The sequence below is a fragment of the Candidatus Binatia bacterium genome (genome assembly GCA_023150935.1).
Taxonomy (GTDB): Bacteria; Desulfobacterota; Binatia; order HRBIN30; family HRBIN30; genus JAKLJW01.
This window is the reverse complement of sequence record JAKLJW010000019.1, coordinates 1-26,038: the sequence shown is the minus strand read 5'-3', so window position 1 is coordinate 26,038 and position 26,038 is coordinate 1. Positions and strand designations below refer to the sequence as shown.

24 protein-coding genes and 1 other RNA gene are annotated in these 26,038 nt (G+C 67.3%); 13 read left to right on the top strand and 12 right to left on the bottom strand.

Annotated elements, in window-relative coordinates; genetic code table 11:
* Positions 1-24: 24 nt before the first annotated feature.
* The 5 genes from L6Q96_12585 to cofE all read left to right on the top strand — a co-directional run bounded on the left by L6Q96_12585 (position 25) and on the right by cofE (position 4,874).
* Positions 25-705: a hypothetical protein gene (locus L6Q96_12585; GenBank protein ID MCK6555396.1), complete on the top strand. Its 681-nt coding sequence runs from the start codon at positions 25-27 to the stop codon at positions 703-705.
* Between the two features lie 111 nt (positions 706-816).
* Entirely contained in the window at positions 817-2,025 is a 1,209-nt protein-coding gene (gene cofG / locus L6Q96_12580; GenBank protein MCK6555395.1) for a 7,8-didemethyl-8-hydroxy-5-deazariboflavin synthase CofG, read from the top strand.
* The gene (gene cofH / locus L6Q96_12575; GenBank protein MCK6555394.1) at positions 2,025-3,263 is read left to right on the top strand and encodes a 5-amino-6-(D-ribitylamino)uracil--L-tyrosine 4-hydroxyphenyl transferase CofH; all 1,239 of its coding nucleotides are present in this window, start codon (positions 2,025-2,027) and stop codon (positions 3,261-3,263) included. The genes cofG and cofH overlap by 1 nt, the downstream gene beginning before the upstream one ends.
* Positions 3,199-4,125, top strand: coding sequence for a 2-phospho-L-lactate transferase (gene cofD / locus L6Q96_12570; protein MCK6555393.1), 927 nt, complete (start codon positions 3,199-3,201; stop codon positions 4,123-4,125). The genes cofH and cofD overlap by 65 nt, the downstream gene beginning before the upstream one ends.
* The gene (gene cofE / locus L6Q96_12565) at positions 4,122-4,874 is read left to right on the top strand and encodes a coenzyme F420-0:L-glutamate ligase (protein MCK6555392.1); all 753 of its coding nucleotides are present in this window, start codon (positions 4,122-4,124) and stop codon (positions 4,872-4,874) included. The genes cofD and cofE overlap by 4 nt, the downstream gene beginning before the upstream one ends.
* 66 nt (positions 4,875-4,940) lie before the next feature.
* Here the strand turns inward: cofE and L6Q96_12560 are convergent, their stop codons facing one another.
* From L6Q96_12560 to L6Q96_12550, 3 genes are read right to left on the bottom strand one after another with little or no spacing between them, the layout of a single operon-like run.
* Positions 4,941-6,473, bottom strand: a complete 1,533-nt coding sequence (locus L6Q96_12560; GenBank protein MCK6555391.1) for a GMC family oxidoreductase — start codon at positions 6,471-6,473, stop codon at positions 4,941-4,943.
* Positions 6,470-7,036 carry a gluconate 2-dehydrogenase subunit 3 family protein gene (locus L6Q96_12555; GenBank protein MCK6555390.1) on the bottom strand — a complete coding sequence of 189 codons (567 nt, stop codon included), beginning with the start codon at positions 7,034-7,036 and terminating at the stop codon, positions 6,470-6,472. The genes L6Q96_12560 and L6Q96_12555 overlap by 4 nt, the downstream gene beginning before the upstream one ends.
* A 56-nt stretch (positions 7,037-7,092) precedes the next feature.
* Positions 7,093-8,217 carry a pyridoxal-phosphate dependent enzyme gene (locus tag L6Q96_12550; protein MCK6555389.1) on the bottom strand — a complete coding sequence of 375 codons (1,125 nt, stop codon included), beginning with the start codon at positions 8,215-8,217 and terminating at the stop codon, positions 7,093-7,095.
* A gap of 205 nt (positions 8,218-8,422) precedes the next feature.
* Between L6Q96_12550 and L6Q96_12545 the strand changes: the two genes are divergently transcribed.
* From L6Q96_12545 to L6Q96_12525, 5 genes are all read left to right on the top strand, one after another.
* Complete coding sequence (locus L6Q96_12545; protein MCK6555388.1) at positions 8,423-8,926, top strand: hypothetical protein; 504 nt, start codon at positions 8,423-8,425, stop codon at positions 8,924-8,926.
* Between the two features lie 57 nt (positions 8,927-8,983).
* Positions 8,984-9,646 carry a MotA/TolQ/ExbB proton channel family protein gene (locus L6Q96_12540; GenBank protein MCK6555387.1) on the top strand — a complete coding sequence of 221 codons (663 nt, stop codon included), beginning with the start codon at positions 8,984-8,986 and terminating at the stop codon, positions 9,644-9,646.
* The gene (locus L6Q96_12535) at positions 9,627-10,067 is read left to right on the top strand and encodes a biopolymer transporter ExbD (protein ID MCK6555386.1); all 441 of its coding nucleotides are present in this window, start codon (positions 9,627-9,629) and stop codon (positions 10,065-10,067) included. The genes L6Q96_12540 and L6Q96_12535 overlap by 20 nt, the downstream gene beginning before the upstream one ends.
* 40 nt (positions 10,068-10,107) lie before the next feature.
* Positions 10,108-11,625: an AAA family ATPase gene (locus tag L6Q96_12530; protein MCK6555385.1), complete on the top strand. Its 1,518-nt coding sequence runs from the start codon at positions 10,108-10,110 to the stop codon at positions 11,623-11,625.
* Positions 11,626-11,753: 128 nt separating this feature from the next.
* Positions 11,754-12,119: a helix-turn-helix domain-containing protein gene (locus tag L6Q96_12525; protein MCK6555384.1), complete on the top strand. Its 366-nt coding sequence runs from the start codon at positions 11,754-11,756 to the stop codon at positions 12,117-12,119.
* Between the two features lie 100 nt (positions 12,120-12,219).
* On the opposite strand, the gene L6Q96_12520 is transcribed toward L6Q96_12525, so the two are convergent.
* The 3 genes from L6Q96_12520 to L6Q96_12510 all read right to left on the bottom strand — a co-directional run bounded on the left by L6Q96_12520 (position 12,220) and on the right by L6Q96_12510 (position 17,771).
* The gene (locus tag L6Q96_12520; protein ID MCK6555383.1) at positions 12,220-13,095 is read right to left on the bottom strand and encodes a hypothetical protein; all 876 of its coding nucleotides are present in this window, start codon (positions 13,093-13,095) and stop codon (positions 12,220-12,222) included.
* A 63-nt stretch (positions 13,096-13,158) separates the two neighbouring features.
* Positions 13,159-13,353, bottom strand: coding sequence for a hypothetical protein (locus L6Q96_12515; GenBank protein MCK6555382.1), 195 nt, complete (start codon positions 13,351-13,353; stop codon positions 13,159-13,161).
* Positions 13,354-13,403: 50 nt separating this feature from the next.
* Positions 13,404-17,771 carry an acyl-CoA dehydratase activase-related protein gene (locus L6Q96_12510; GenBank protein MCK6555381.1) on the bottom strand — a complete coding sequence of 1,456 codons (4,368 nt, stop codon included), beginning with the start codon at positions 17,769-17,771 and terminating at the stop codon, positions 13,404-13,406.
* 158 nt (positions 17,772-17,929) lie between these two features.
* Between L6Q96_12510 and L6Q96_12505 the strand changes: the two genes are divergently transcribed.
* Positions 17,930-19,078 carry a Gfo/Idh/MocA family oxidoreductase gene (locus tag L6Q96_12505; protein MCK6555380.1) on the top strand — a complete coding sequence of 383 codons (1,149 nt, stop codon included), beginning with the start codon at positions 17,930-17,932 and terminating at the stop codon, positions 19,076-19,078.
* Between the two features lie 48 nt (positions 19,079-19,126).
* Here the strand turns inward: L6Q96_12505 and L6Q96_12500 are convergent, their stop codons facing one another.
* From L6Q96_12500 to lpxK, 6 genes are all read right to left on the bottom strand, one after another.
* Positions 19,127-19,936, bottom strand: a complete 810-nt coding sequence (locus L6Q96_12500; protein MCK6555379.1) for an alpha/beta hydrolase — start codon at positions 19,934-19,936, stop codon at positions 19,127-19,129.
* A 32-nt stretch (positions 19,937-19,968) separates the two neighbouring features.
* Positions 19,969-21,168 (bottom strand): hypothetical protein, encoded by a 1,200-nt coding sequence (locus L6Q96_12495; GenBank protein MCK6555378.1) that lies wholly within the window; start codon positions 21,166-21,168, stop codon positions 19,969-19,971.
* A gap of 92 nt (positions 21,169-21,260) precedes the next feature.
* Entirely contained in the window at positions 21,261-22,277 is a 1,017-nt protein-coding gene (locus L6Q96_12490; GenBank protein MCK6555377.1) for a glycosyltransferase family 9 protein, read from the bottom strand.
* A complete protein-coding gene (locus L6Q96_12485) occupies positions 22,274-23,011 on the bottom strand; it encodes a hypothetical protein (protein MCK6555376.1) in 738 nt (245 codons plus the stop codon). Before L6Q96_12485 ends, L6Q96_12490 begins: the two co-directional genes overlap by 4 nt.
* Positions 23,008-23,181 (bottom strand): Trm112 family protein, encoded by a 174-nt coding sequence (locus L6Q96_12480; protein MCK6555375.1) that lies wholly within the window; start codon positions 23,179-23,181, stop codon positions 23,008-23,010. The genes L6Q96_12485 and L6Q96_12480 overlap by 4 nt, the downstream gene beginning before the upstream one ends.
* A gap of 24 nt (positions 23,182-23,205) precedes the next feature.
* Positions 23,206-24,270, bottom strand: a complete 1,065-nt coding sequence (gene lpxK / locus L6Q96_12475) for a tetraacyldisaccharide 4'-kinase (protein MCK6555374.1) — start codon at positions 24,268-24,270, stop codon at positions 23,206-23,208.
* 166 nt (positions 24,271-24,436) lie between these two features.
* Between lpxK and L6Q96_12470 the strand changes: the two genes are divergently transcribed.
* Positions 24,437-25,342 carry a haloalkane dehalogenase gene (locus L6Q96_12470; protein MCK6555373.1) on the top strand — a complete coding sequence of 302 codons (906 nt, stop codon included), beginning with the start codon at positions 24,437-24,439 and terminating at the stop codon, positions 25,340-25,342.
* A 151-nt stretch (positions 25,343-25,493) separates the two neighbouring features.
* Positions 25,494-25,869: a transfer-messenger RNA gene (ssrA, locus tag L6Q96_12465) on the top strand.
* Positions 25,870-26,038: the final 169 nt, after the last annotated feature.

Sequence of the window (26,038 nt, the reverse complement as noted above, 5' to 3'; positions counted from 1 at the left end):
AAATTCGCCGCGAGGACCCAAACCATGACCACGCACGTCACCGATACCCAATATCTCGCCTGCCATGACTGCAAGCGCCTGCAACCCCTTGCGGTTGCTGCACGCCCCGACGACGACAGTGTCGCCGCCGCCACCGAAGCGCTGCTGGAATTCCAGGCGGAACACGAGGGTCACTCACTGGCCATTGTCAGCCGGCACGACACGGCAGTACGCGCCATCGGCCCGGTCTGGGATCCGATGAGCATCGTGACCTTCACGGTCACCGACGGCCATACCAGGTACCTCGTGACGGTGGAGCGAGCATCGGTCGACGAGCCGCGGATTTACCGCTTCACACCGGGCCACCTGGAGTCGCTGCCGACCAGCGTGAGCATCGAAGATGCCCATCTCCTGCACGGCCTCGACCGCGAGCTCTATCCGCACGCACTGCGCCCGAGCAAGCTCGACAGCTTTATTGGAGTCGTGCGGGCCGTGATCGAAAGCATCGACGTGGACGCCCTCGACGTGGCTTTCGACGACGCCGACGATCCGTCCATCAGCATCGCCCGTATGCCCGACGCGCAATATGTCGAGCTAGTGCAGAGCTGCAGCCGGATCTTCGACGCCACGGAATTGCCGCGAGTCAGCGACTTCCTCGCCGCCAACCGCAGCGAAGACGGTCTGCTGGCTCTGCGCGTGCGCCACGATTACCGCATCGCGGCCTGACCGCCCGACCCCGGCCCCGCAAGGGTCAAGCGCCCCAGGGGCCTTACCGGGGTCGGCGCCTTTTTCTGCGCTCGGCTATTCCGACCGGCGGCGTTGTGGTACGCACGGATCATGCCGCCGTCAGTGGATGTGGTGGCGCCCGCGGGCTGGCGGGGCCTGACTGGAGTCGTTCATCGCGCCCTCGGTAGCGCGCTCGACGGCCACCCCATCGACGTCGACGCCGCCCAGACGCTCCTCCACACCGAGGATTCCACGGAAATAAGTGCCCTGCTGGCCGTCGCGGGCACCGTGCGCTCCCGCCTGAAGGGCTCCACCGTCACCTACTCCCCCAAGGTCTTTCTGCCGATCACAAATCTGTGCCGCGACCGCTGCACGTACTGCACCTTTCGCCGCGACCCGGACGACCCCCATGCCTGGACCATGCGGCCTGCGGAAGTCCGTGCCGCCAGCCGTGCCGGACGCGGCCAGGGTTGCGTCGAGGCCCTGATGTGCCTCGGCGACAAGCCCGAACTCGCCTTCCGCAGCCATCGCCAGACACTGGCCGCGCTCGGACACCGCACGACCGTCGAGTACGTGCACCAGACCTGCACGATTGCCATCGATGAGGGATTGCTCCCCCACACCAACGCGGGCGTGATGAGCCGCGACGAATTGCAGCTACTCCGCCCGGTTAACGTCAGCATGGGACTTATGCTCGAATGCGTCAGTCCACGACTCCGCCGCAAGGGCCAGGTGCACTACCATGCGCCGGACAAGGACCCGGAGCCGCGCATGCGGATGCTGCGCGAGGCGGGCGAGCTGCACATCCCACTCACCACCGGCATTCTCGTGGGCATCGGGGAAACCCGCGCCGAGCGCGTCGATAGTCTGGCGGCTATTCGCGACCTCCACGCCCGGCACGGTCACATACAGGAGGTCATCGTGCAGAACTTCCGGGCGAAGCCCAACACCGGCGCCGCGACCCACCCGGAAACCGGCAGCCTCGAGCTGGCTCAAACGATCGCGGTCGCTCGCCTGCTGCTCTGGGATATGAGCATCCAGGCACCGCCGAACCTCAGCCCGTACGATCACCGCCTGCTGCTCGCCGCCGGCCTCAACGACTGGGGCGGCATCTCCCCCGTCACCCCCGACTACGTCAATCCGGAGGCGCCGTGGCCTCATGTCGCCGCGCTCGCCGACCTCTGCCGCTCGGAGGGCTTCACGCTCCAGCCCCGCCTGCCGATATACCCGGAGTACGTCGACCGACCCGGCTTCCTCGACCCGGCCCTGGCGACCCCCGTGGCGGCACGAACCGCCGAACTAGGAGCACGGATATGTTGATGCAGAACCTTCGCGCGCTCGTCCACGACGAGCGTTCGCTCGATTCCATGCTTGCCGCCTCCCGACCCGGACTGGCCGACATTCTCGAGCGCGCCGTCGCCGGCGACGAGCTGACCTTCGACGACGGCATCTTGCTCCTCGGCGCCGAGGGCCCCGACCTGGCCGCACTCATCCGCACCGCCGACAAGGTCCGCGCCGCCGACGTCGGCCCGGCCGTAACCTATGTGGTTAACCGCAACATCAACTTCACGAATGTCTGCTTTGTTGGCTGCCGCTTTTGCGGCTTCGCCCGGCACCGCAAGGATAGCGACGCACGAACCGACACCGTCGACGACGTGCTGGCCAAGGTCCAGGAAGCGGTCGCTCTCGGAGCCACCGAGATCTGCATGCAGGGCGGCATCAATCCGGAACTCGACCCTTTCGTCTATCGCGACCTCGTGGCCGCCATCAAGGGTCGCTTCCCGGACATTCATGTTCATGCCTTCTCTCCGATGGAGATCCTTTACGGCGCCCGCCGCACCGGCATGACGCACCGCGATTACCTGAAGATGTTGAAAGACGCCGGCCTCGGCACGATCCCCGGGACCGCGGCGGAAATCCTCGACGACGACGTCCGCGACGTGCTGAGTCACAAGAAGGTCGATGTCGGCTCCTGGGTGGATATCGTGACCACGGCGCACATCGTGGGGCTACGCTCGTCGTCGACGATGATGTACGGCCACATCGAAACCCCGGCTCACATCGTACGCCACCTCTTATTGCTCCGCCGCATCCAGAAGGACACCGGCGGTTTCACCGAATTCGTGCCCCTACGCTTCATTCACACCTACACTGCACTGTACCAGCGCGGCATGGTCGACCCGCCGCCCAGGGGGGCGTTCGACCTGCGCATGTACGCCGTGGCCCGGTTGCTGCTGCGCGGTTGCATCGACAACATTCAGACGTCGTGGGTCAAACTCGGCCGAGATCTGGCGCAACTGAGCCTGCAGGCAGGGGTCAACGATCTCGGTGGGACCCTGATGGAAGAACAGATCACCAAGTCGGCCGGCGGTGACGCGGGAGAGTACCTCCCCGTCGCCGACATGCACGCGCTGATCCGCGCCGTTGGCCGCGTACCCGTGGAGCGCACGACAACATATGGGACCGTCTCGGTCGATCAGGCGCAACGCACCGGTGACGGTGCTGGCTGGCGGAGTGGGCGCGGCGCGTTTCCTACGGGGCCTGCGCCCGCTGCTTGAGCCCACCGCGCTGACCACTGTCGTCAACACCGCCGACGACGATTCCTTCTTCGGTTTGCACGTGTCCCCCGACATCGACACGGTGATCTACACGCTTGCCGGCGCCGTGCATCCCAACCAGGGTTGGGGTCGGCGGGGAGACGCCTTTCGCTGCCTCGGAGCGCTGGCCGACTACTACCCCGAAACCTGGTTCCGTCTCGGCGATATGGACCTGGCGACACACATCTTCCGAACCGACGCCCTGCGCCGTGGCCGGCGACTTACCACGGTCACCCGCACCATCGCTCGTGCCCACGGCGTCCGCGCCCGGGTACTCCCGATGACCGACGATCCGGTCCGCACCTTCGTCGACGTGGAGGGGCGCGGACCGCTCGCATTTCAGCGCTACCTCGTCCACGGGCGCGGCCGGGGGCGCGTGCGGCGTATCGCCTGGCGCGGCTACCGCCGAGCCCGGCCTTCGCGCGAGGTCATTACCGCCCTGCGACGGAGTGCGGCGGTGATCATCCCACCGAGCAACCCGCTCGTCAGCATCGGACCGATCCTCGCCCTTGCGGGCGTGCGGGCCGCGTTGCGGGCCAGGCGCGCGCACGTCGTCGCCGTCTGCCCGCTGATCGGCGGCCGGCCGGTCAAGGGGCCGCTCCATCATATGCTGCGCGGCCTTGGGCATGAGGTGTCTCCGGTCGGCATTGCCCGTCTATACCGCGATGTCGCCGGCACGTTCGTCTTCGACACCCGCGACGCGGCTCACGCCCCGCGGGTCGCCGCCCTCGGCCTGCGCCCGGTGATCGCGGACACTCTCATGTCGAGCCCGGCACGCGCTCGCCGACTGGCAGCGACCGTCCTCGCGGAAGCCTCCCCATGAGCCTGACCATCACCCCCGTGCACGGCGTCCCCGCCGTGCAGCCCGGCGACGACCTCGCTGCCATCCTCGTCGCCGTGCTCGCCGAGCGCGGACCACAGCCGCAAACCGGTGATGTCCTCGTCGTCTGTCAGAAGGTCGTCTCCAAGGCCGAGGGGCGGGTGGTACGACTCGACACCGTCGTGCCGTCGGACTTCGCGCATCGCATCGCCGCGTCGACCAGGGACAAGGACCCGCGCGTCGTCGAGGTCGTGCTCCGCGAAACCACCCGAATCGTTCGCATGGACCGTGGCCACCTCATCGTCGAGACCGGTCCCGGCTGGGTCTGCGCCAACGCCGGAGTCGACGAGTCAAACAGCCTCGACCCCGAAACGGTCATCCTGTTGCCGCGCGACCCCGACTCCAGTGCGCGGCGTATCTGCGACGCCATTGCCGCCGCGACCGGGGCACGGATCGCCGCGATCGTGACCGATACGTTCGGCCGCCCATGGCGCGAGGGCCTGCTCGACTTCGCCCTCGGCGTCGCCGGCATGGACGCGTTACGCGACCACCGTGGGGAGCACGACCTGACCGGGCGCGAGTTGCACCACACGGTGATCGCCCAGGCCGACGCCCTGGCCGCCGCCGCCGGTCTGGTCATGGGTAAGGGCGACGGCATTCCCGCGGCAGTCGTGCGCGGCTACCGTTTTGCCCCGACCGATGGCTGTGGCCGCACCCTCATCCGACGCCGCGAGTTCGACTTGTTCAGATAGGCCTGGGGCCGCCCCGGACTTGAAACCCGAGGCCGACGACCCGGAACGCGCCCCGCGACACCCCGATCATCCCTTCAGACGTGGCCACTCCGCCGCGATGTAGTGCGCCGTCCGGTCGCCGAGCGCCGCGGTGGTGATCTGCGGCGGCGCCCCGAGCGAGGTCGGAAACACGCTCATGTCGGCGACGAACAGGTTGGGCACCTCGTGCGAGCGACCCCACGAATTCACCACGGCCCGCCGCGGGTCCTCGCCCATGCGGCAGGTGCTCTGCGGATGGGTCGAGGCGATCTGGACTTCGTTGGGCCGCAATCCGCGAGAACGAATCGCGCCGAGATCATCGTTCGGACCTAACCACAGCGGCACTTCGTACGGAGCCAGAACCCGACGGGCGCCACTGGCAAAGAGGATCTCGGCGCAATGCTCCATACCTTCGAGTATCTGCGCCTCATCGTCCGCCGTCAGGCCGTACTGAATTCGCGGCCGCCCGCTGCGGTCTACCGTGACCGTACCCGCGGACTGATCGTGGAGCAGCACGAGAATGGCCACCATGCGATGGTACTCGCGCATCATCGCCGCATGCTCGGCCCCGAAGCCGGGGAGCTGCGCGCCGGTCGCAATCGGATAACCGAAGACCGGCATCAGGATGTAGCCGCGGTCCGGGTCCTTCTCGAGATCGATGAAGTGGTCGACGTAAAAGCTCTGCGGGATGCCGCGGTAACCGTGAACGTCTTCGTCGTAAAAACCGGCCATCAAGACGCTCGGATGCAGGTGCAGGTTGCGCCCGATCTGCCGGTTGCGGTTCGGCACCCGACTGTTCAGCAGTAGCTGCGGCGTGTTGATGGCCCCCGCCGACACCACCACCACGTCGGCCTCGACGCGCATACCGAAGCGAGGCCGGCGATCCGCATCGACAACGGTAGCCTCGACCGATTTCACCCGCCCGTTGGCCGTCGTCAGGCCGGTCACCTGGCAATCGGCATAGATGCGGGCACCCGCCTCGGACGCCGCCGGGACGTAAGTGACCAGCATGCTCTGCTTGGCATCGTACGAACATCCGAGCAGGCAAAAGCCGCTACGCAAACAGTTCTCCCGATTGTGCCGTGTGACGAAGCCGCGATAGCCGAGCTTCTCGCATCCCTGCCGGATCTTGTCGTTGAGAACATTCACTTCGTCGGGCCGAATCTGCTTAACCTTGAGCATCGCCTCGACGCGCTCGAACGACGGCTCAAGATCGGCGTAGCGCATCTCGCGGACACCGTCCTCGCGCGCCCACCTGTCCAGGATCGGCGCCGGCGTGCGAAAGCTGTAGCAGAGGTTATGCACCGTGGAGCCGCCGACGTTGCGCCCCTGCAGAATGATGACCGAGCCGTCATCGGTGGCGCGCTGCCCCATGTCCTCGTAGAGCAGCGGCATCATCTCGTCTTCGCGCTGAGTGAAGTCCGCCTTCGTGTAATACCCCCCCTGCTCGAGCACGACGACGTCGCGGCCCACCCCGGCAAGCTCCCTGGCGACGACCGCACCGCCGGCGCCCGAACCGATCACGCAGACCTCGCAACGCAAATCGACGTCGCGATCCAGAGTCCGGCCCTTCACGATCATGGCGAACTCGTCCTTACCGGACCCGCGGCGCCGCCGAGCCACGGCCCGTCATAGTGGATCGCCGGCCAGGTCGACGGCTGAGCATAGTAGCCGAGCATCGACAGATTCTTGAGAGCCCGGAATCCGAGCAGGCGAAGCTGACTGCGGCTGGTGGCCCATCCCTGCAGGTACTCGTCCTGGGCCTCGGGTGACATGCGGGTGAAAGTCGTCAGGCGTAACGCAAACACCGGCGGGCCCCATTCGAAACCCCACAGAAGCCAGCGCAACTGCCGGCGAACCTCCGTATCGACCTGCGAGAGCGCCCGATCGATCGTCGCCAGTGCCGGCGTCTCGCCGAAACGCGGCATCCCCGACGCCTCGCCGCATACCATGCGCTCCGCGATCGCCGTCATGGTCGCCGCTTCGGTCGCCGACAATGTCGTCAACGCGGGCGTCGCTTCCGGGACGGTCGCGTGAGCCGGTAGCGGGCGCAGCCGGCTCAAGGTCAGCCACCCCGCCGCCAGCGCCGCACGCCCCAGCAAAGCACGTCGCGTAAGCAGCATACTGGTGACCCCGCGATCCATCTCTCCCAACTAAACGCGGCGGTCTCGGGTTTGCAACCGCCAGAACTCCGCCGTCCTCAGGCCGGCACAGGCGCACCCAGGAAGAACTGGTGAAACACCCGCGGCAGCTCCCGATAAGCGGGCATCCGTCCGAGGTGCGGCGTCGGGTCGACACTGCTGTACGTGTTCCAGAACATCAGGTGCGACCGCCGACGGTCCGGCTGACGGGCCGCGTCGAGCAAAGCGGCCAGGCACTTCGCCGTGTAGGTCGTTTCGAGACGAATGCCCTCGCAGTCCTCCATGAGATCGCGCGCGTGCCGGGCCGCTTCCGTGGGGGCACCGTAGCAATCCCCCAGATACCCCCGCACAATCGTCAGATCGTCGGCCGTGACGCTCATCGCCGGGACTTCCGGCGCCCGGCTGCGCAGGAACTCCAGGGCGTTTGTGCCCAGACGCGCCAACCGCTCCGCCGTCGGCGGCAGGATGTCGGTGACCAGCACAGCGGCGACGCGCGACCGCAGGCCGGCAAGCTTGAGACCGGCCGCCAGGCCCGCCACGGTGCCGCCGCTGCCCAGCGGCACGAAGATCCAGTCGGGCTCCGGCAGGGCGCCGGCAGCAACCTGTTCCTGCAATTCGAAGGCGGCGTTGACGTACCCGAGCGTGCCGCGCACCGACGTACCGCCAGCCGGAATTACGTAGGGAAGCTGCCCGCGCAGGAGTTCGCGCAGGCACACGGCGGCGGCGCGCACGGCCACCGGCCCCACGGTCGGCGCGTAATGCAACTCGGCCCCCGCGGCACCGTAAAGCAGCAAGGAGCGGCGAACGTGCTCCGTAACCGGCTGCCGCAACAGGACGAGAATGCACCGCAACCCCAGCGATCGGGCGCACACGGCGGTCGCCAACCCGTGATTGGTGCCGATACCGCCGAAGGTCATCACGGCGCGCTTCCCCTGCGCCAGGGCGTCGCCCAGAGAGAACTCGAGCTTGCGCGGCTTGTTGCCGCCATACATGGTGCCGCTGCGGTCGTCGCGCTTGATCCAGAGATCCGCGTCTCCCACCGAAGCGCTCAAACGGTCCATCCTCTCGACCGGGGTCGGCAGGACGGTGAGGGACACCCGCGCCAGTTTCCCCGTGAGAGATGGGAACCGACGTTCCATCGCAAGAGGCGACGGCGGCGGGACCACGGCATCGGCGATCGACATGGCGGACAACCTACCACGCTATCCCCGCTGCGTCATCGCGGCTGACGTGCCAGGCCATCACACATGGAGCATCCGGTCCAGTGTGATAACCTTGGGCCGCAATCGATCTTCCCGTCGACTCGAACTGCGCTCTGATTGAGGCTAACCCGGCACCTGTGGCGCGAGGCGGCGTAGAGGCGGAGTACATGCGGGGAGCAGCCCAAGGATGAGTTGGCCAACACGGCGGCGGCACCGCCGCATCGCCCTGGCCGTCGTGGCGCTGGCGACCCTGCCCCTGGCGAGCTGCGCACGCCCGCGCCCCCCCGCGAAGTCCAAGCCCCCGGCCACATCCGCCAACCCACCGCCGCTGCCGTCGCCGGCAAACATGCCGCAGGCCGATCTCGGCCTCCTCCCGGTCTTTGTTACCGAGCAGTCGAGCGACGGCCGCGTCATTCAGGTGCGCGGACTGATCGGGAACCCGTACCCCGAACCCGTGGACGGCGTGCGGGTCATCGTCCGCATCCTGCTCGCACCGCGATCGACCTCCGAAGAAGTCGATCGTTTCCAGAAGGAGTACCGCACTCGCATCGCCAGCGGAGAGCGCACGGCTCTTCGTCTGGACATCCGCACACCCTACGCCCGGGCAGAGGGCACCGGCGGCATCTTCCTGCAGGCCTTCGCCATTCGACGCGGCAGCGAGTACCTGCCAATGCCCCCGGACTGGCGCTGACCGCGGCGGCGGCGAATTGCGCCTCCGGAGGGCCTGCGCTATCGTCCCGATCACCACATGATCGAGCCGCGCGGATTCTTGGGTCTCATCGAGCAGGGCGGTGCCGTCATGTACCCCCTGTTACTGTGTTCGGTCGTCAGCGTGGCCATCACCCTGGAACGACTGTGGAGCATTGCACGAGCGGCGCGCAGCGCCGCCCGGCTGCATGGTCTGGTTAGCGAAGCGGCTCGAGACGGCGGGTTCTCCGATGCCCTAGCCATCAGCCGGGGCGACGGCTCGCCACTGGCGACGGTCTACAAGGCCGTGCTCGGCCACCCCGAGGCCGACGACTCGATCCGCGGCCGCCTCGCCGTCCGGCGGCTCGCCGAGGCGACAAGGCGCCTCAAACGTTACGTCTGGCTCCTCGGAACCGTCGGCAGCCTGGCGCCGTTCATCGGCCTGCTCGGTACGGTTATCGGCATAATCCGCGCCTTCGAGAACATGGCCGCCACCGGCTCCGGTGGTTTCGCCGTCGTCGCGGCGGGCATCTCCGAAGCCCTGATCGCCACCGCCGGCGGACTGCTCGTCGGTGTGCTCTCGATCTTCGCCTACAACGCGTTCATGGTCCGTATCGGCAATCTGTCCGCCGTCTGGCGGGAGTGGACTGACGAGTTGCTGGTGCACCTGTCGGCACCGCGGACCCGTGAAGGAGCTCTCCACCGTGTCGCTCAGTCCCGTTGACCTCGGCGAGGGCAACGGCGACGACACGAGCATTGTCGCCGAGATCAACGTCACGCCGCTTACCGATATATTCCTCGTGCTGCTGATCATCTTCATGGTGACTAGCACCGCCCTCGTGCAGCAGGGCACCAAGGTCAATCTACCGCGCGCCGGCAGCGGCGGCGCGCAACCGGCGGGCGTGATGGTCACCGTCACCGCCGATCAGAAGCTGGAGATCGACGGCCAGCCCGTGCTTCTTGACGGACTCAAACCGGCGCTGGAAGCAGCCCTCGCGGCCAGCCCGGAGCGCAATGTCATTCTTCAGGGCGACCGCAACGTCGTCCTCGAGCAGGCGGTCAGAGTCATGACGATCGCCCGGGAAGCCGGCGCCGAAAAGATCGCCATCGCCACTGCTCCCGCGGGAACAAGTGCACCGCAGTAACCACCACGATACCGGAGTCCGCACGACGCCCAGCCCCGCGATGAACACCCCCGCCAACGAAAGCCGTGCGCTCGCCACCGTTCGCGAGATCCTGCTCTCCGGCCGTCCACTGACCTATGTGCGCACCGCGGAGGAGCAACGGGTCGCGGCGCTGCTGAGACAGGCGGGGCAGGCCCTGTTCTCGCCGCCCCTGCCGGTCTGGACCTGGAGCCTTACCGACGGTCTCGCCCGGGCCGACGGGAACGAGCCGGGCGGCGAAGCGATGGGACCGCGCGCCGTGCTCGACTTCATCGCCGCACACGATGCGCCGGGCATCTTCCACCTCAAGGACTTCCACGAACCGATGCGCGAGGGCGCCGATATCCGGCGGCGGCTGCGCGATCTGTACGACGTCTGCTTCGATCGCAACAAGTTCGTCGTCATCACCTCGCCGGTGCAGTTCATTCCCGAGGAGATCTCGCGCTGCGTCGTCTACGTGGAACTTCGTCTGCCCGATACTCAGGAGTTGATCGAGTTCCTGCAGGAGGAAGCGCGGCGCATTGCCGCCGCCGGCGGAACGGTGGACACCGCGGGCGAGACGCTGCTCCAACTAGCACGTGCGCTGCAAGGCCTGACGCTCGACGAGGCGCGCCATGCGGTGCGTCGCGCCCTCGCCCACGCAAATCGCCTCGACGCCAACTCGCACCACCTGCTGCTGGAGGAAAAGAAGCTACTGGTCAACCGCACCGGCATGATCGAGTACGTCGCCGAGGGGACCAGCATCGGGCAGATCGGCGGGCTCGAAATCCTCAAGAAATGGCTGCTCGAACGACGCCGCCTTTTCCTCATGGGCGATAGCGTCAAGGCCGAGATCGTCCCCAAGGGCGTGCTGGTCATGGGTATATCCGGCTGCGGCAAGAGCCTGTCGGTAAAGGCGATCGCGTCGTGCTTCGAGTTGCCGTTGTACCGCATAGACATGACCGAGATCTTCTCGGGTCGGCACGGCGCCCCCGAAGGCGCCTTCGTGCGCGCCTGCCACATGCTCGAGGAGATCGCGCCAGCGGTCGTCTGGTTCGACGAAATCGAAATGGGCATCACCTCGACGGAGAGCTCGGGGGAACAGGGCCGCATCTTTGCCTTCTTCCTGACCTGGATGCAGGAAAAGGCGCGCGGCCTGTTCGTCGCGGCAACCGCGAATCGCATCGACCTCCTGCCGGCCGAGATGATTCGCAAGGGCCGCTTCGACGAGGTGTTCTTCGTCGACATTCCGCTCGACGACGAGCGGGTGGAGATCTTCAAGATCCACCTGGAACGCCGGGGATACGACCCGGCGGGGTTCGACGTCGAGCGGCTGAAGAAGTTCACCCGCGGGTGGACGGGCGCCGAGATCGAGCAATGCGTGGTTTCGGCAATTACCGCCGCCCGGCTCGAGGAACGCGAGCTGGCCGACGACGACTTGCTCAACGCCTCGTCGAGCATCGTGCCATTGTCGCGCACGATGAAGGAGCAGGTGGACCACATCCGCGAGTGGGCCTTCGAGCGCGCCGTGCGCGCCTCGCCGCGCGAGTACGGCCGGTAGAGACGGGACGGAGAAAGTCATCGCGACGACCGTCCCGAACCGCGTCGAGGAGCACGCCAGGGCGGACTCCTCCAGGCTCCCGGCCGGGGATCGCTTGCAAGTACCCGAATTCAGGGGTTTAATTTGGCATGGTCAGGTCGAGAGTCCCGGCACGGGTGGTGGGGATCGGCGGCTATATCCGGCGGCAGCGCCAACTGGCGAACATCTCCTTGCGGAAGATGGCGGAGCAGAGCGGGATTTCCGCCGCGGTACTCAAAGAAATCGAAAACGGGCTGCGCGATCCGAGCGGAACCATCCTGCACTCGATCGCCGGCGCCCTGCGCCTGTCGGCGGAAACGTTGCAGCTTCAGGCGGGCGTCCTCGACCCGTTGGACACTGACGAACTCGACGTCGTTCGCGAGATCCGTCGCGACCCGCACCTGACCGAAACTCAACGCCAAACCCTGATCGACATCTACGAGGCTTTCCGCTTCGTCAACCGCAACCGCGAGTAAGCACCCCCGTTCGCCACTTCCCGGCGCTCGGACACACACCCAGCCCTGCCTGCACGCTATCCGCCGGCGAGCCCTCGGACCGCCCGGTCCAGCTCCCGAATCAACCCGCCAACCCCGATTCCGGACCGGAACCCAGCTTTCGCTTGCCAGCGCGGTCGCCCGGCCACGGCCGTTCGACCCTGCCGGCCACGGCAGGTTCCAGGTCGACACCGCCCGGCAGCGGTGTCGGCTGGGCGGCGCGCGTTCTGGTGCGGCGGAGGATACGCAACATGTACTCCATGCCGTCGCGCAGTACCCGCTTTGTCGAGTGCGACCGCACCACGAAGCGGGCGACGTCTACCCAGCTCAGGGGACGCGTCACGAGCCGCACCCGGCCGTGCCGGATCGCCTCGACGACCGCGGCCGGCTCCGGGTCCGCGTCGATGGCGGTAAACGTCGCCCCGAGCTGCCACAAGAAATGCGTGTCGGAACTACCCACCACCGGCAGCGCCGCGGACGCCGCGAAAGCCAGCGCCCGACGGTTAAAGTAACCGGTCATCGCCGTGTACATGCCCGAGAATTCGACCGCGTCGAAGACGTCGCGATGCTCCGCCAGCACGTCGCCCCCCGCAATGCCGGTCGGGTAGAACGGATGGGGCGCAATCACCAGCGCTCCGGGTGTCTTGCAAGCCGCCACTTCGGCCATCGTGCACTTGCCCGCAGGCCACTCGCGGAAATTCAGCAGCAGCACGTGACACCCTTCGACCGTCGCCTCCATGCCGCGCAACAGCACCACACCGCGCCCCGCCGCATAGTCGACCAGATCGTCCCCATACGGCATCGACTCGTGACAGGTGATCGCCACGACCTGTAACCCCACCGCCACCGCCCGGTCGATCAGCTCGCCCCCCGTGTGCGGCACGAAATGACCGTCTACCGGGTCGCTGTCGATGTGGTGGTGGAAGTCACCGCGTAGCATCACCACCGAGGCTAACACGCAGGCGCACCACTACCAAGATTTTGTTTTGGCAAGGCGCCGGGGAGCAAAGAGCCCGGCCCGCTACTTCAGCGGCCGCTGCTGCCGATAATGGTCGTGACGCTCCTTCCGCAGTTGTTCCAGGCGCGCTTCGGCGTCGCGCGTCGCCTTCGGTTTGCGGTTGAGCAGGTAATACATCCCAACGAGCGCCACCGCGCCGCCAACGGTCAGCAGCGGATGGGCCTGCAAGTAAGCCACTACCTTCCAAACGTCGTCCATCTCACCCCCGTCACCATTGGCCCCGACTGTACGGCGGCTCGAAACGCCGCTCAAGTGCGTTCTACACCACCGGCCGAGGCCCGCGACCCGGGATGACCGTTGTCCCTGGCCGCCCGACTGGTCGGTCCTTCGGAACGCACCGAAACAGCCGGATACGGCGCCGCCCGCGACGGTTCGCGGCGCAGGCGGAAAGCGAACGCGTTAAGACGGCGCTCGTCTACGGGCGAGCCGTCGTTGTAAACGAAGAGCATCGGGATATCGGCCTGGTGGCGCAGGATGCTTTCGCTCACCAGCGCCGGGCCGCAACCCCAGGGACTGACGAGCACTGCGCCGTCGAACAACCCCGCCTTCCAATAGTGGAGCACGCTACCGATCGTTACCGGCGCCTCGCCTCGCGGATGCCGCCCGAGAACGCGTGCACTCTCGGCCAGTAACGGCGCCACCGCACCGTCCGGGATCCACGGGTGCAGCCGTTGCACGCGCTCGTAGAGCTTGCGGCGCATACGCCGCAACGCCATGGCCACGAGCGGCCGGGCACGGCCTTCCCCGGTGCGGGCGATCTCGCCGGGTGCCTCGGTTGACGCATATTCGAGGAGCACCTGCGACGGCTCGATCGCCACCTTCAGACCGCGCTCGGCGAGCCGCCTGACGATGCCGTCGTTCGCAAACTCGTCCATCTTCACGGCAATGTCGCCCGCAAGCAGTACCGTCCGAAGCCGCCGGTCCTCCGCCGCCCGCGCCGCCAGTGCCGCGTAGGCGGCGGAGGCGCGTTCGACGAGCTCGCCGAGCGCCCGGCCGTACCGCCGCGTATCGCGGAATCCGGCGAACATACCGTCGAACGCCGGCCGCTCCGCGAGTCGAACGAAATCCTTACAGAGCGCGGCGTGCAGGCGGTCCACCTCGCCCGGGGTGCGCTCCAGCGCACGGTGGTAGGCCGCGAGCTGCGTGAGGATGTCGCTCACCGTAGACGAGATTCCGGTCCGCGCCAGGAACGACGAACTGAGCGAACGCTCCGGCTGGATGTCGCGCATGGTTACGAGGTCGCCGAGGCCGAGCCGTTCGAGTGAAAGCTGGTCTTTGACCGAGAACATGCAATTGCGGCACACGCCCTGGCCAGTGACCTGCACCAGTACGCGCTCGCGGTCGTCGCCGCGGCGGTCCAGGTGATGGCGAAACGCGCCCCAGATGAGCTGGTACGGAATGCACTCCTTGCCCGAGCAGTCGCGGCGGCCGGCGCGCAGACGCTCGGCGTCGGACGGGCCGGGCGTGATGGCATCGAGACCAAAGGCGCGGAAGTTCGCCGCCATGACTCGAGAATAAGGTTCGCCGACGCTGGGCATTACGAACTGCCTCGTGTCTCCGCGTGCAATCGGCGGGTTCGGCAACGGCTCCAGCATGCGCAGGCGCGAGGGCGCCGTAGAGCTCGGCCGCCCGTCGTGACGCCGCACCGTGTGCAGGAACGCCTGCACACGGGTGGTGTAGCCTGCCGTACCGCCGTGGCCGTCGCTTTCAAGCGTTGTGTGCGGATGACCCTCGAGAAGCGCCGTGAAGAGCTGCTCGCCAAAGGAGGCCGGGTTGCACCCGAACGACGACAGCAGCAACGGGTAGCAATCGCCGCGCTCCCGCGAGGCCAGGGCAATTCGCAAAGCCGCACGCATATCCGACCACGGCATACGAGGAACGGAATGCACGCCGGCCGGGAGAGGGAAGCAGTCCATCGGCAGGGCCAGAACGCCATTCTCGCGCAGCAACCGGGGAATCCCGGCATTGACAACCGGGTCATGAATGACGTGGAGGGGGCCGCAGACCGGGATTACCGGGATGCCCGCGGCCCGCCCGTAGTCTAGCGTCCCCCGGCCAATCTCGAGGAGGGCCTCGTCGTAACGCCGTTGCGCCTGCGCGGCGACGCGACACGCCGCTGCGACCCGGTTTCGGTCCGGCCCGGCGCCGAGAAGCTCCCGCGCAGCCTCCAGTGCCTGCTGCGCGAAAGCCTTGCTGTCCGGCCCGGTGTCGAACGAGAGCACCGGACTGATGACCTCGATTGCGCTGCCGCGCGCGCGTAGCGCCGCACCGGCCATCGCCGGTTGCGCTTGCTCCATCGCGCAGGTGCGCCCGCAGCCGCCGACCACGCTGTCGGTCGCGAGAACCGTCGGAAAGAAGATCCGCTCGACGCCGGCGTCGAGGACTCCATGGGCCACCTTCACCGGCGCGCAGGCGTCGTAGGAGTAGCAACGTTCCTCGCCGCGCGATAGCGACCGGGCATCCGGCGCGAGCACCCCTACACCGAAGCCGAGTGTGGCGACAAACTCGACCATCCACGGCACGTAGCCGGCAGTTGCGCCCGCCACGGGAATGCCGACCGTGCGTGCGCCCGGACGCCCGGCAAGGTACGGGGCGAGCAGTGCCGCCCGCTCGTCGAAGGCGACGGGGGCCTCCTTCGGAGGTTTCACGCGCACGCCGCCGGCCACTTCGTACTTGGGGCAGGCCCCGCCGGAGAGCACCGTCTCCTCCGCGCCGGAGACCACGACGCGCGTGCGTTCGATCGTGCAGAGCGTCGCGCACTGGCGGTCGCGGCACTGGAACTCGCTCTGGCCGACCACCTCGGCGTCGAGCACCCGCGCAAGGTCCAAAGCGGGCGCGGCCACGAGCCTTGCCGCACCGAACTCGTCGAGCGCACTCAGCCCGATGCCCCAGGCCCCCATGGCCCCCGGGTTCGGCGGGACGACGACCTCACGCCCGGTCACCGCGGCGAGCGTCCAGGCAAGCGATACTCCCGAGGCCGGCTTGCCCTGGAAAAAGATCCGCTGCCCGAACGTGCGCTGGCCCATGACGCGGTTTATGTAGTTGTGGATCACCGAGTACTGGAAGCCTGCGAAGAGATCGGCGACCCCAAAGCCCTCGTTGTGCGCTTCGGCCGCGGCATCGGCGACGAACACCGTACACATCTGTCCGAGGTCGGGGGGACGCGTGGCGGCCATCGCCATACGGGTGAACTCGCCGATGTCGTCGACGCCGTAGAAGTGCGCCTGTTCTTCGAGGAACGAGCCGGTGCCGGCCGAACACGCCTTGTTCATGTCGCTTTCTACGATCCGGCCACCTTCGATCTGGATGAACTTGGCGTCCTGCCCGCCGATCTCGACCACCGACATGCTCTCGCCGGCGCTGTCGTCGCAGCGGATGGCGGCGGTCGCGTGCGCGACGATCTCGTTGAGTGTGGCGATGCGGTCGGCCGCCTCGGGAAAGGCAGCGCGGATCACCGTGGCCGCCGCCTCGCGACCCGAGCCGGTCAGGGCAATGGCACGCACGTCGGGCGTGGTGCGCGTCAGAACGGTTCGCACCAGGCGCTGCACGGCGTCGACCGGGTTGCCCTGTGTGCGGTCGTAAACGTCGAGAATCAGTTCGCCCGTCTCGACCGACGTCAGCGCGGCCTTGCTGCCCGTCGAACCGAGATCGAGGCCGAGAACGCAGGGCGCACGCTCCGCACCCGGGGACACCGGCGGCGCCGCCAGGCGCCGAACGCGCCCCTGCCACCGGCTGGCAGGCTGTAAGACGGTGAAGCGCTCGGGCGTATGGACCAGCAGCGCGTTCGGATCCGCCGGAAGCGGGCGCGGCGCGGCGTGACGGCACTGCTCTGCGGCAAGCAACGCGGCGCCGATTGCCTCCAACACGAGGAACGATTCCGGCACGATCACGTCCGTGTCGAGGGCCTCGCTCAGCGCGTCGACCAGGGTGCCGATGCGCGCACAGCCGCCGACGGCATACACCGGCCCGTCGACTCGCACGCGGGCCAACAAGGCCGCGACATAGCGCGCCACCGACCCGAAATACCCGCGAAAGAGCGCGTCGGCAGGCCGACCCTGATTGCCGAAATGGGTCATCTCGCTCTTCGCGAAGACCGAACACCGTGCCGTGATCGGGATCGCGTCGCTGGCGCGCCGCGCGAGAGCATCGGCCTCCTCGATGGCAACGCCGAAGCGGCCGGCGATGCGAACCATGGTCTCGCCGGTGCCCGAGGAGCACTTGTCGTTGCCAAGTGCCTGCACACGACCCGTGCGGTCTCGGGTGAGCACGCTGTACCCCCGGGCACCAACGCTGACGAGGTTGAGCGGACCGTGCAGTTCGGGGAGAAACTCGATTGCGGCCGTGAGGCAGGCGTCCTCGGGCAGACCGCTCACCGCCGGAGCTTGCAGCTCTTCGGCGTGCAGGCCGGTGGCGCCGAGTGCATCGCAGGCGGCGATGCCGGCGTCGCGGTACCAGGCCGCGAACGCTTCGACCGGACCGCCGTCGTGGGCGATGCAGTCGTTCCGCTCGATATCGCTGCGACCCTCCTCGACCGTCAGTACCACCAGCTTGACCGCAGCCTTGCCGAGGTCGCAGCCCGCCACCCGCAGTGCCCTTCGCCTTTCGTGTGCACCCATGTTTGCCCTTCCCGTCCGCTTGCCTGGCTCTTCGGTCCGCGACGCCGGCGCAGGCCATGCCGCGGACCGTAAATCAGTGCCGGCGCTAAATCGAGAGGGCGAACGGTCGCGGACGAAATCGTCTCGCCTTGCGCGCATCCGCAAGAATCGCAAATCGCATGAGCTGTGCTATAGGCGCGCGCATGACACCGCTGGAACGTGTACGGGCCGGTTTCATTGGCTGTGGGCGGATCTCGTCGCTGCAAGCCTCAGGTTACCTCGATCACCCGAGAGCCGAGATCCTCGCCGTCTGCGACCGCAACGCCGACCTCGCGCGCCAGCGCGCCGAGGAGTGGGGAGCCCGCAAGGTCTACACCGACTACGAGGAGCTGCTCGCTGACCCCGACGTGAATGCCGTCGAGATTCTCCTGCCCCATCACCTGCACCGCAACGTCGCCATCGCCGCGCTCCGCGCCGGGAAACACCTCTCCCTGCAGAAGCCGCCGACGCTCACTCTGCGCGAACTGGCCGACATCCACGAAGCCGCCCTCGCCGCCGGCCGCCGCTGGCGCGTGCTCGAGAATTTCATGTACTACCCCCCACACGTCAAAGCGCACGAGCTGGTTCGGGCCGGCGCCGTCGGCGAACCCATCTCCGTGCGCATCAAGACGGCGGCCGGTAGGCCGGACGACGGCTGGCGCGTGCCACCCGCCACCCAGGTCTGGCGCATGAACCCGGACACCTGCGGCGGCGGCGCAATGGCCTTCGACCACGGCTACCACTGCTACAACATGGCCCGCTTCTTCGTGCCGGAACCGGTGGAACGCGTCCACGCTTGGATCCACGTCAACGATTTCGGCGAGAGCGCTCTGTTCGACGGGCCGCTGTTCATCTCATGGAAGTACGCCGGCGTGCCCAAGTTCGGCAGCTGGGAGGTGATCGCGTCGATCATGATGCGCGTGCGCTCCCATTACTACGCCTCCGACGACCGCATCGAGATCCACGGAACCGAGGGCATCATCTGGGTGAACCGCTGCAGCGGCTTCCTGCTCGACGAACCCGCCCTCGTTCTCTACCGCGACGGGGAAACCCGGGCCTGGCACGATATACCTACCGACTGGATCGAAAGTTTCCGCCTCGGCGCACACGATTTCATCGACGCCCTGATCGAGGGCCGCCAGGCCCCGCAGGACTACGACGACGCCGCCTCAACCCTGCGCTTCGCCATCGCCGCACACATCTCCGCGTGCGCAAGCCGCGAGGTACTCCTCGACGAGGTCGGCCCCGACACGCGAGCCAGACTGCCGGTCCGGCACGCCGGGGGTTGAGGCCCTTTGCCACGCCCTCGCCGGCGTTCGAACTCCGCCGACTTTGCTTCAGTGTCGCCGCAGGAACTCGGTCACCACGGCGTGGACGCCCACCGGATCCTGGGCCGGGTAGCCGTGACCCGCACCGGGCACGATGTACAGCTCCGCTCCCGGGATGCGTTCCTTCAGAATGTGCGCGTTCTCGACCGGAATGAGTACGTCGGCGTCGCCGTGTACGATCAGCGCCGGCGCCGCGATCTCCGGCAAGCGGTCGTAGGTCGACCAGCCGAACATACCGGCCATGGCGTTCTGCGCGGTCTGCGGCGGCGTCGGCGGCATCATCGTAACCGCGGTCAGCAGTAGATCCCGAATCGCCGGATTAGCCTCGACCCACGCCGGCGGGAAGAGCAGCGGCAGTTGCCGTTCGACCCACGCGGCCGGGTCGGGTTTGCCCATGTTGGCGACGACGTCGATCAGTTCGTCGAGGACCGCGGGATCGCCCAACTTCGCGAAAGCGCCGCCACACATCGTACAACCGAGCACCACCGACCGTACCAGCGCGGCATGTCGCAAGACCAGCTCTTGCGCGATCATGCCGCCCATCGATACGCCGTAGACGTGCGCGCGGCTGATCCCCAGATGCCTGAGCAGGCCGGCCGCGTCGTCGGCCATCTGCTCGATGGTGTATGGCCCTTCCGGCTTATCGCTCTGGCCGGTGCCCCGGTTGTCGAAGTAAATGGCACGGAAGCCCCCGAGAAACGGCAGTGAACCCAGCCACGCCTCCCCGGGCATACCGAAACCCATCACCAGCAGCAGCGGATCGCCGCTGCCGACTTCGTTGTAGTTTATCGTAATCCCGTTGACCTTCGCCTGCGGCATGCTGCCCTCCTGGCCTTCTCCAGCAAGGGGGTCTAGAGAAAGCCGTGAATCTCGAAATAAAGGACGTTCTGGTTGTGCGTCGGCTGCGACTCGACACCGTTGCCGATCGCATAGAACAGCCGCGTCTGTAGAAACCGATTCCAAAACGGCTCGAACCCGAACAACACCCGGTTCTCCGCGTCGTCGACGCTCCCGGCTGCACTCCCGTCCCAGTCGGAGTAATCGACCGCCACCTTGAAGTTCAGCCAGCCGAAGAACAGGTAGTCGGCCTCCACGTAACTGATGAAGTGCCCGAGGTTGCGTCCGTTAGACTGCGGATTCCGGACCGACAGAAAATCCGCCTCTCCAAGAACCGTCAGGCGCTCGAAATTCGTGCCGCCGAAGAAGCCGAAGATGGTCTGCTCGCTGCCCGGCGGCTGCACATACGACCCCGAGCCGCCGACGAAGACGCTGCGCACCATCGGAACGCCCTCGAACATCCCGTATACGGTCCCGGTAATCTGCGCCGAACGATCCCCCGAAGGGCCGTCGGTCACGGCGACAAAGGCGGACACCGGCCCCGGTTGCGCCCCCACCTCCAGACCGGCCTGCGAAGCATTGAAGCTGAAGCCGGTCCGCGCCGACCCGTTACGCCCCGCACGAATGAACGCACTGTCGTCCCATATCTGCAGCCCGTAAGGCAGAAACATCTGGCCCGCCTTGACGAATCCACCCCAGGGGAACACGCCCCGTAGCATCAGCCAGCCCTCGCGGTTGTCGACACTCGGGGCAAAACGCTGGTCGATGTACGCAGTCACGTACTCGGGAATCAGCCGCGCCTCGCCGTACAGCGTGAACTGATTCACGTCGATAGTGTTTGTCTGCAAAGTACCTTTGAAAACCGTGTTGTTGTCGACGCGCCCGTTCACCGGATTCTGCTGAAACACCGCCGTGTCGCTGACGCGCAAATCGGCACCGAGCGCCAGGTACTTGTTGATGTCGCCGGTGAAGTACTCGGGCGGACTCGAGAAGCGCCCGAAGAACAGCGGGTAGCGCAAAACGTCGCGCGCGTGAGTGCGCACGAGATCCGTGCGCATCCCGCCGCCGGTGACGTTGACGTGACAGGCACCGCACGGCAGCCCTTCGCGCACGGCAATGTAGGGCTCGGCCGAGACTCGCGTCGCGCAAAGACACAAACACGCCGCCGCAAGCGCAATGACCGCCGACGTCCAACTGACCCCGTCACGTTGCACGCGGGACGATTACTTTATGGAGGACGGAGGAAGCAAGGAGGGGCCTGGGGGCTTGGGGACCTGGGGGAAGATCTGTCCATGCCCTCATGCCCTCAAGCCTTCGATCCCGCCACCCTCTCGACCACCGCTTCCACCGTGATCGCCTGCATGCACAGTCGCCCGATCGGGCAGGTCTTCCGGTAGCACGGGCGGCAGTCCGCCACGCCTTCGATGACACCCGCCTCGTTTCCCCACGGCGCCGAACGTTGCGCGCTCGTCGCTCCCCACAACGACACGGTCGGCGTGCCGACGGCGGCGGCGATGTGCATCGGACCCGAATCCGGGCCGAACGCTGCCCGCGCCCGGGCGAAGATCCCTATGAGATCGCGCAACGACGTCCGGCCGGTGAGATCCACCACCGGCGACCGGGCCACCTGCACCGTGGCCACACCGTAACCAACGTCACCCGCTCCCCCGACCAGCACCGTGGCCAACCCCCGCCCCGCCAGCGCGTCGGCAACCGCCGCGGTCCGCTCGGGAAACCACAATCGCGCCTCGCAACTCGAGCCGACGAACGCGGCCACGAACGGCCGTTCTACATTCGCCAGCAAGCGCTCCACCTTCGCCTCCTCCGCATCGTTCAGTCGCAACCCGAATTCGATCGGCGTCTCCGGCAACCCCAGCCAATCGCCGAACGCCAGAAACTGCCGCAGCTTGGAGCTGAAGTGCTCCATGGGCGCCACGTGATCCGTGTTGAACAGCCAGTTGCCTTCCCTGGCATTGCGGCGATGAAACCCGAGCCGCACCCTCGCCCCCGACGCCAGGCCGATCACGCCGCTTTTCAGGTGCCGCTGCAGGTCGACCACCAGGTCCGCCCGCAATCGGCGCACGGCACCGAGAAACGACACGAATGCTCTTGCCCCCCGCGGGCGATCGAACACCAGCACGGAATCGAGCGCCGCGTGGCGCTCCAGTAGCGGCGCCGCAGCCGGTTCTACCGCCCAGCACAGCCGCGCCTCCGGATAACCGCGCCGCAGGCGAACGAGCAGCGGCAACGCGCGCGTCACGTCGCCGATCGCTCCGAGCAGCACGATCACGACCGTCCGTGCCGGAACGCGGGGCTCGCTCACCTGGACTCCCCGCGCCGATAGGCGGCTTCGAGACATGCAAGGTCGGCCGGAGTGACGAACTGCGCGGCTGGATCGAGCTTGGCGGCGGAGCGCCGCAGGCGGGCCAACTCAACCATCGGGTCATCCCGGCCGACACGCACCGCCGGCCGGTCGAAATCGATGAGGTGTACCTGCCAGTCGGCGTCCGTACCCGAGACGAGGAGATTGTTGAGGTTCAGATCCGGGTGACGACCGCCACAGTCGTGCAAGCGCCGAATGGCGCGGCCCGCCGCGGCGCACGCCGCCATGCGGTCGGCCGGCGCCGGCGCCGCCGACATCAACTGCCACAGGGTCCGCGCACCATCGACATAGCGGGTCGCCAGCCAACCGCGATAGAGCACGGGGAATGCCCAGTGGACCACGGCCCCGCATACCTCCACCACGGGGGCGCCACGCGCGCGCAGCGCCTCGGTCTCGACCAATTCGCGGAACGGCCGAGGCTGCCAACCGAAGTACAGGTCGTGCACGATACGCCCCGGCAAGCCACCGCGCCGGTACGGCCGGATCACGATTCGATGCGTACCCGAGCCGGTCAGCCGCGCGCCGCCACGCCCGCCGGACAACAGCTCCGCCTCGGCCTCCGGCACCGCGGCTACCACCTGCAGCAGTGTGTCGATCCACTGCGAATCACCCGGCCGCCGCCACCACTCCGCGCTGCCGGCGCGGCGCGCCTCGAAGCCCGCCGGCGGCGTCACGACTCCAGCACGATCGCCTCGTCGATCATCATTACCGGGATGTCGTCCTTGATCGGGTACATCAAGCGGCAGGCCTTGCAGACCAGGCCATCTTCCTTCCCGGTCAGCTCGACGGCACCCTTACACTTGGGGCACGCAAGGATCTCGAGAAGTTCCTTGTCGATCGTCATGTCGTTCCTCCCCGTCTTCCGCGCTCACCGGGTTGCGACGCGCTGGCGGATCATGGCCAGCAGTTCCTGCCCACGCTCCACCTCTACACCAATGCGAAGCGCAACCAACTTCCCCCTGGCGAATGGAAAGCGCTCCAACTTCACCAGATCTTTCTCGGTCGTCACGATAAAGTCCACCCGATGCGCCGCACGATTGAGACGCTGCCAGTCGGCGGCATCGTACGCGTAATGATCCGGATACTCGAATACCTCCGCAAGTTCCGCATCCCACTGCCGCAGTTGGGCGAAAAACGACGCCGGCGCCGCAATCCCGCACACCGCACCGATACGGTGTCCGGACAGGCCCGACAACGCCATTTCTCGCCATTGCCCGGCGTCCGATTCCACGAGGGCCTGCGCGACGAAGCGGACCTCGAATACGGGCTTTCCCGCTGCCGCCGCCGGCAGGCTTACCCGGTCGCCGTCGGCCTTTCTCACTACTGCCACGGCGTCGGCCCGGCGCAACGCGCTGGCAGGCTCTCGCAAGGGCCCCGCCGGCAGCAACCCGCCGGCCCGACCGTTGAGCAGCACCAGGTCGAAGTCGCGGGCCAGCGCCCGATGCTGAAACCCGTCGTCCAGAACCACAACCTCGCAGCCGAGGCCGGCAGCGGCGGCAACGCCGTCGATGCGCCGCGGCGCCACGATGACCACGCCGGCAAACGACCTGGCCAGCATCGACGCCTCGTCGCCGGCGACATCGACCGCCGCTTCCGGACCATGGCCGCGCGAGACGATACGGACGCCGCGCTCGGCGCCGCCGTAACCGCGCATCACGATCGCCACGCGCCGGCCGTCCGCCGCCAGCGCGCGGGCCAGCCACAACGTCACCGGGGTCTTGCCCGTCCCACCGGTCGCGAGATTACCCACGCTCACCACCGGCAGCACCCCACGTTCCGATCGCAAGACGCCGGCACGATACGCGAGGTGGCGCGCCGCAACCCCGAGACGGAAAGCGGCGCTGAGCGGCTGCAAGAGCAGCCACCCCGCCCAACCCACCGCACCGCGCCGTGCCCACACGACGTCGCGCAGTTGCTGTCCCAGGCCGGTCATCGATCGCACGCGTCACGCAACCCTGCCATGATCGGCGAGCCGATGCATCCCCTCCAGCCGAGCCGTGCACTCATCGACGCGGCTCGGCTGGAGCCTCGCCCTCCCCTGGGGCAAGTTCGGTCATATCTTGGATTGCGGGCGCACCCCGCGCTATGGAGGACAACGAATGAAGGTGCTCAGGACCCCGGAAGAGCGTTTCGCGGCGGTTGCCGACTTCGGCTACGCGCCGCGCTATGTGGAGGTGCGAGACGCGGACGGTACGGCGTTGCGAATCGCCGCGGTGGACGAGGGGCCGCGCGACGCGGCGCCGGTGCTGCTCATGCACGGCGAGCCGACTTGGAGCTTCCTCTACCGGCGCATCGTTCGGCAGCTCGTCGCCCGCGGGCATCGGGTGGTGGCGCCGGATCTGGTGGGGTTCGGGCGCTCGGACAAGCCGGCTGTGCCGGAGGACTACACGTACGAACGGCACGTGCGCTGGATGGACGACTGGCTGGCGGCCATGGAACTGGATCGGATCACCTTGTTCGGCCAGGACTGGGGCGGGCTGATCGGCTTGCGACTGGTCGCGGCGCATCCGGAACGATTTGCGCGTGTGGTCGTCGCCAACACGGGCTTGCCGGTAGGTACGGGGCTCGGACCGGGATTTCAGCGCTGGCTGGACTTCAGTCAGCGGGTGCCGACGTTGCCGATCGGCGACATCGTCGCCTCCGGAACGGTGCGGCCGCTGACCGAGGCTGAACGGGCGGCTTACGATGCGCCGTTTCCGGACGAGAGTTACAAGGCGGGAGCGCGGCGCTTTCCGGTGCTGGTGCCGGTGACCCCGGAGCACGCATCGGTGGCGGAGAACCGAGACGCGTGGGCGGTGCTGGAACGCTTCACGAAGCCGGTGCTGACGGCGTTCAGCGATTCCGATCCGGTAACGCAGGGTGGGGAGCGGGTATTTCAGGAGCGGGTGCCGGGTGCGCAGGGGCAGCCGCACGTGACCATCGCCGGCGCCGGGCATTTCTTGCAGGAGGACCGGCCCGACGAGATCGCCGCGTTGATCGACGGCTTCATCGCGCGAACGCGGTGAGGCTGGCGGTTGAGGCGGGGTTGGCAGGCGGCTTGTGCAGGTTGAGTGTGGCCACTAGTATCTGGGTGTTGTTGTTGGCCAGGCGCCTTTCGGCTCTGCGACCATCGCGGAATCGACGGTCGGGGATCCGGTGGACGGTTGGCCAGTCCATGGGGGCGATTTGGGTTCGACGGGAGTTTGGAACGTTGCGGTTGCGTGCACGGGATCCTGGGTACCGGAAAAAACCCCAGGGCTGCTTAAACGCAGACGAACCACTCGCACTGGCTGCCTGAGGGCAGTCACGTCTGACCGGCTCGAGCCCGTAGGGTTGGATCAGGCGACGCAAATCGGGATAAGCGGCGGGGAGTGCTCTGGACCCGCCGACGAAAACTAAATCCTCCGAAGCCTCGGCGAAGGAGGATAAGAGCTAGCTGTCGCGGATCCCGCCCGCAGGAGCCTGGGCAGCGAATGAAAAATGCGTGGCTACGCACGTAGAAGCCGCCGCCGCCCGCTCTCGGACGGGGGTTCGATTCCCCCCGCCTCCATCCTTCGCTCGTCTTCGCTGCGCTCAGACGAGCTTCGGATGGCAGGCCACAACGGCGCAGCGAAAACGAGCGAAGGATGCCATCCGAAGCCCAATGGACACCACCCGTAGGCGAAGGATGCCCTCCGAAGCCCAACGGACACCACCCGTAGGCGAAGGATGCCCTCCGAAGC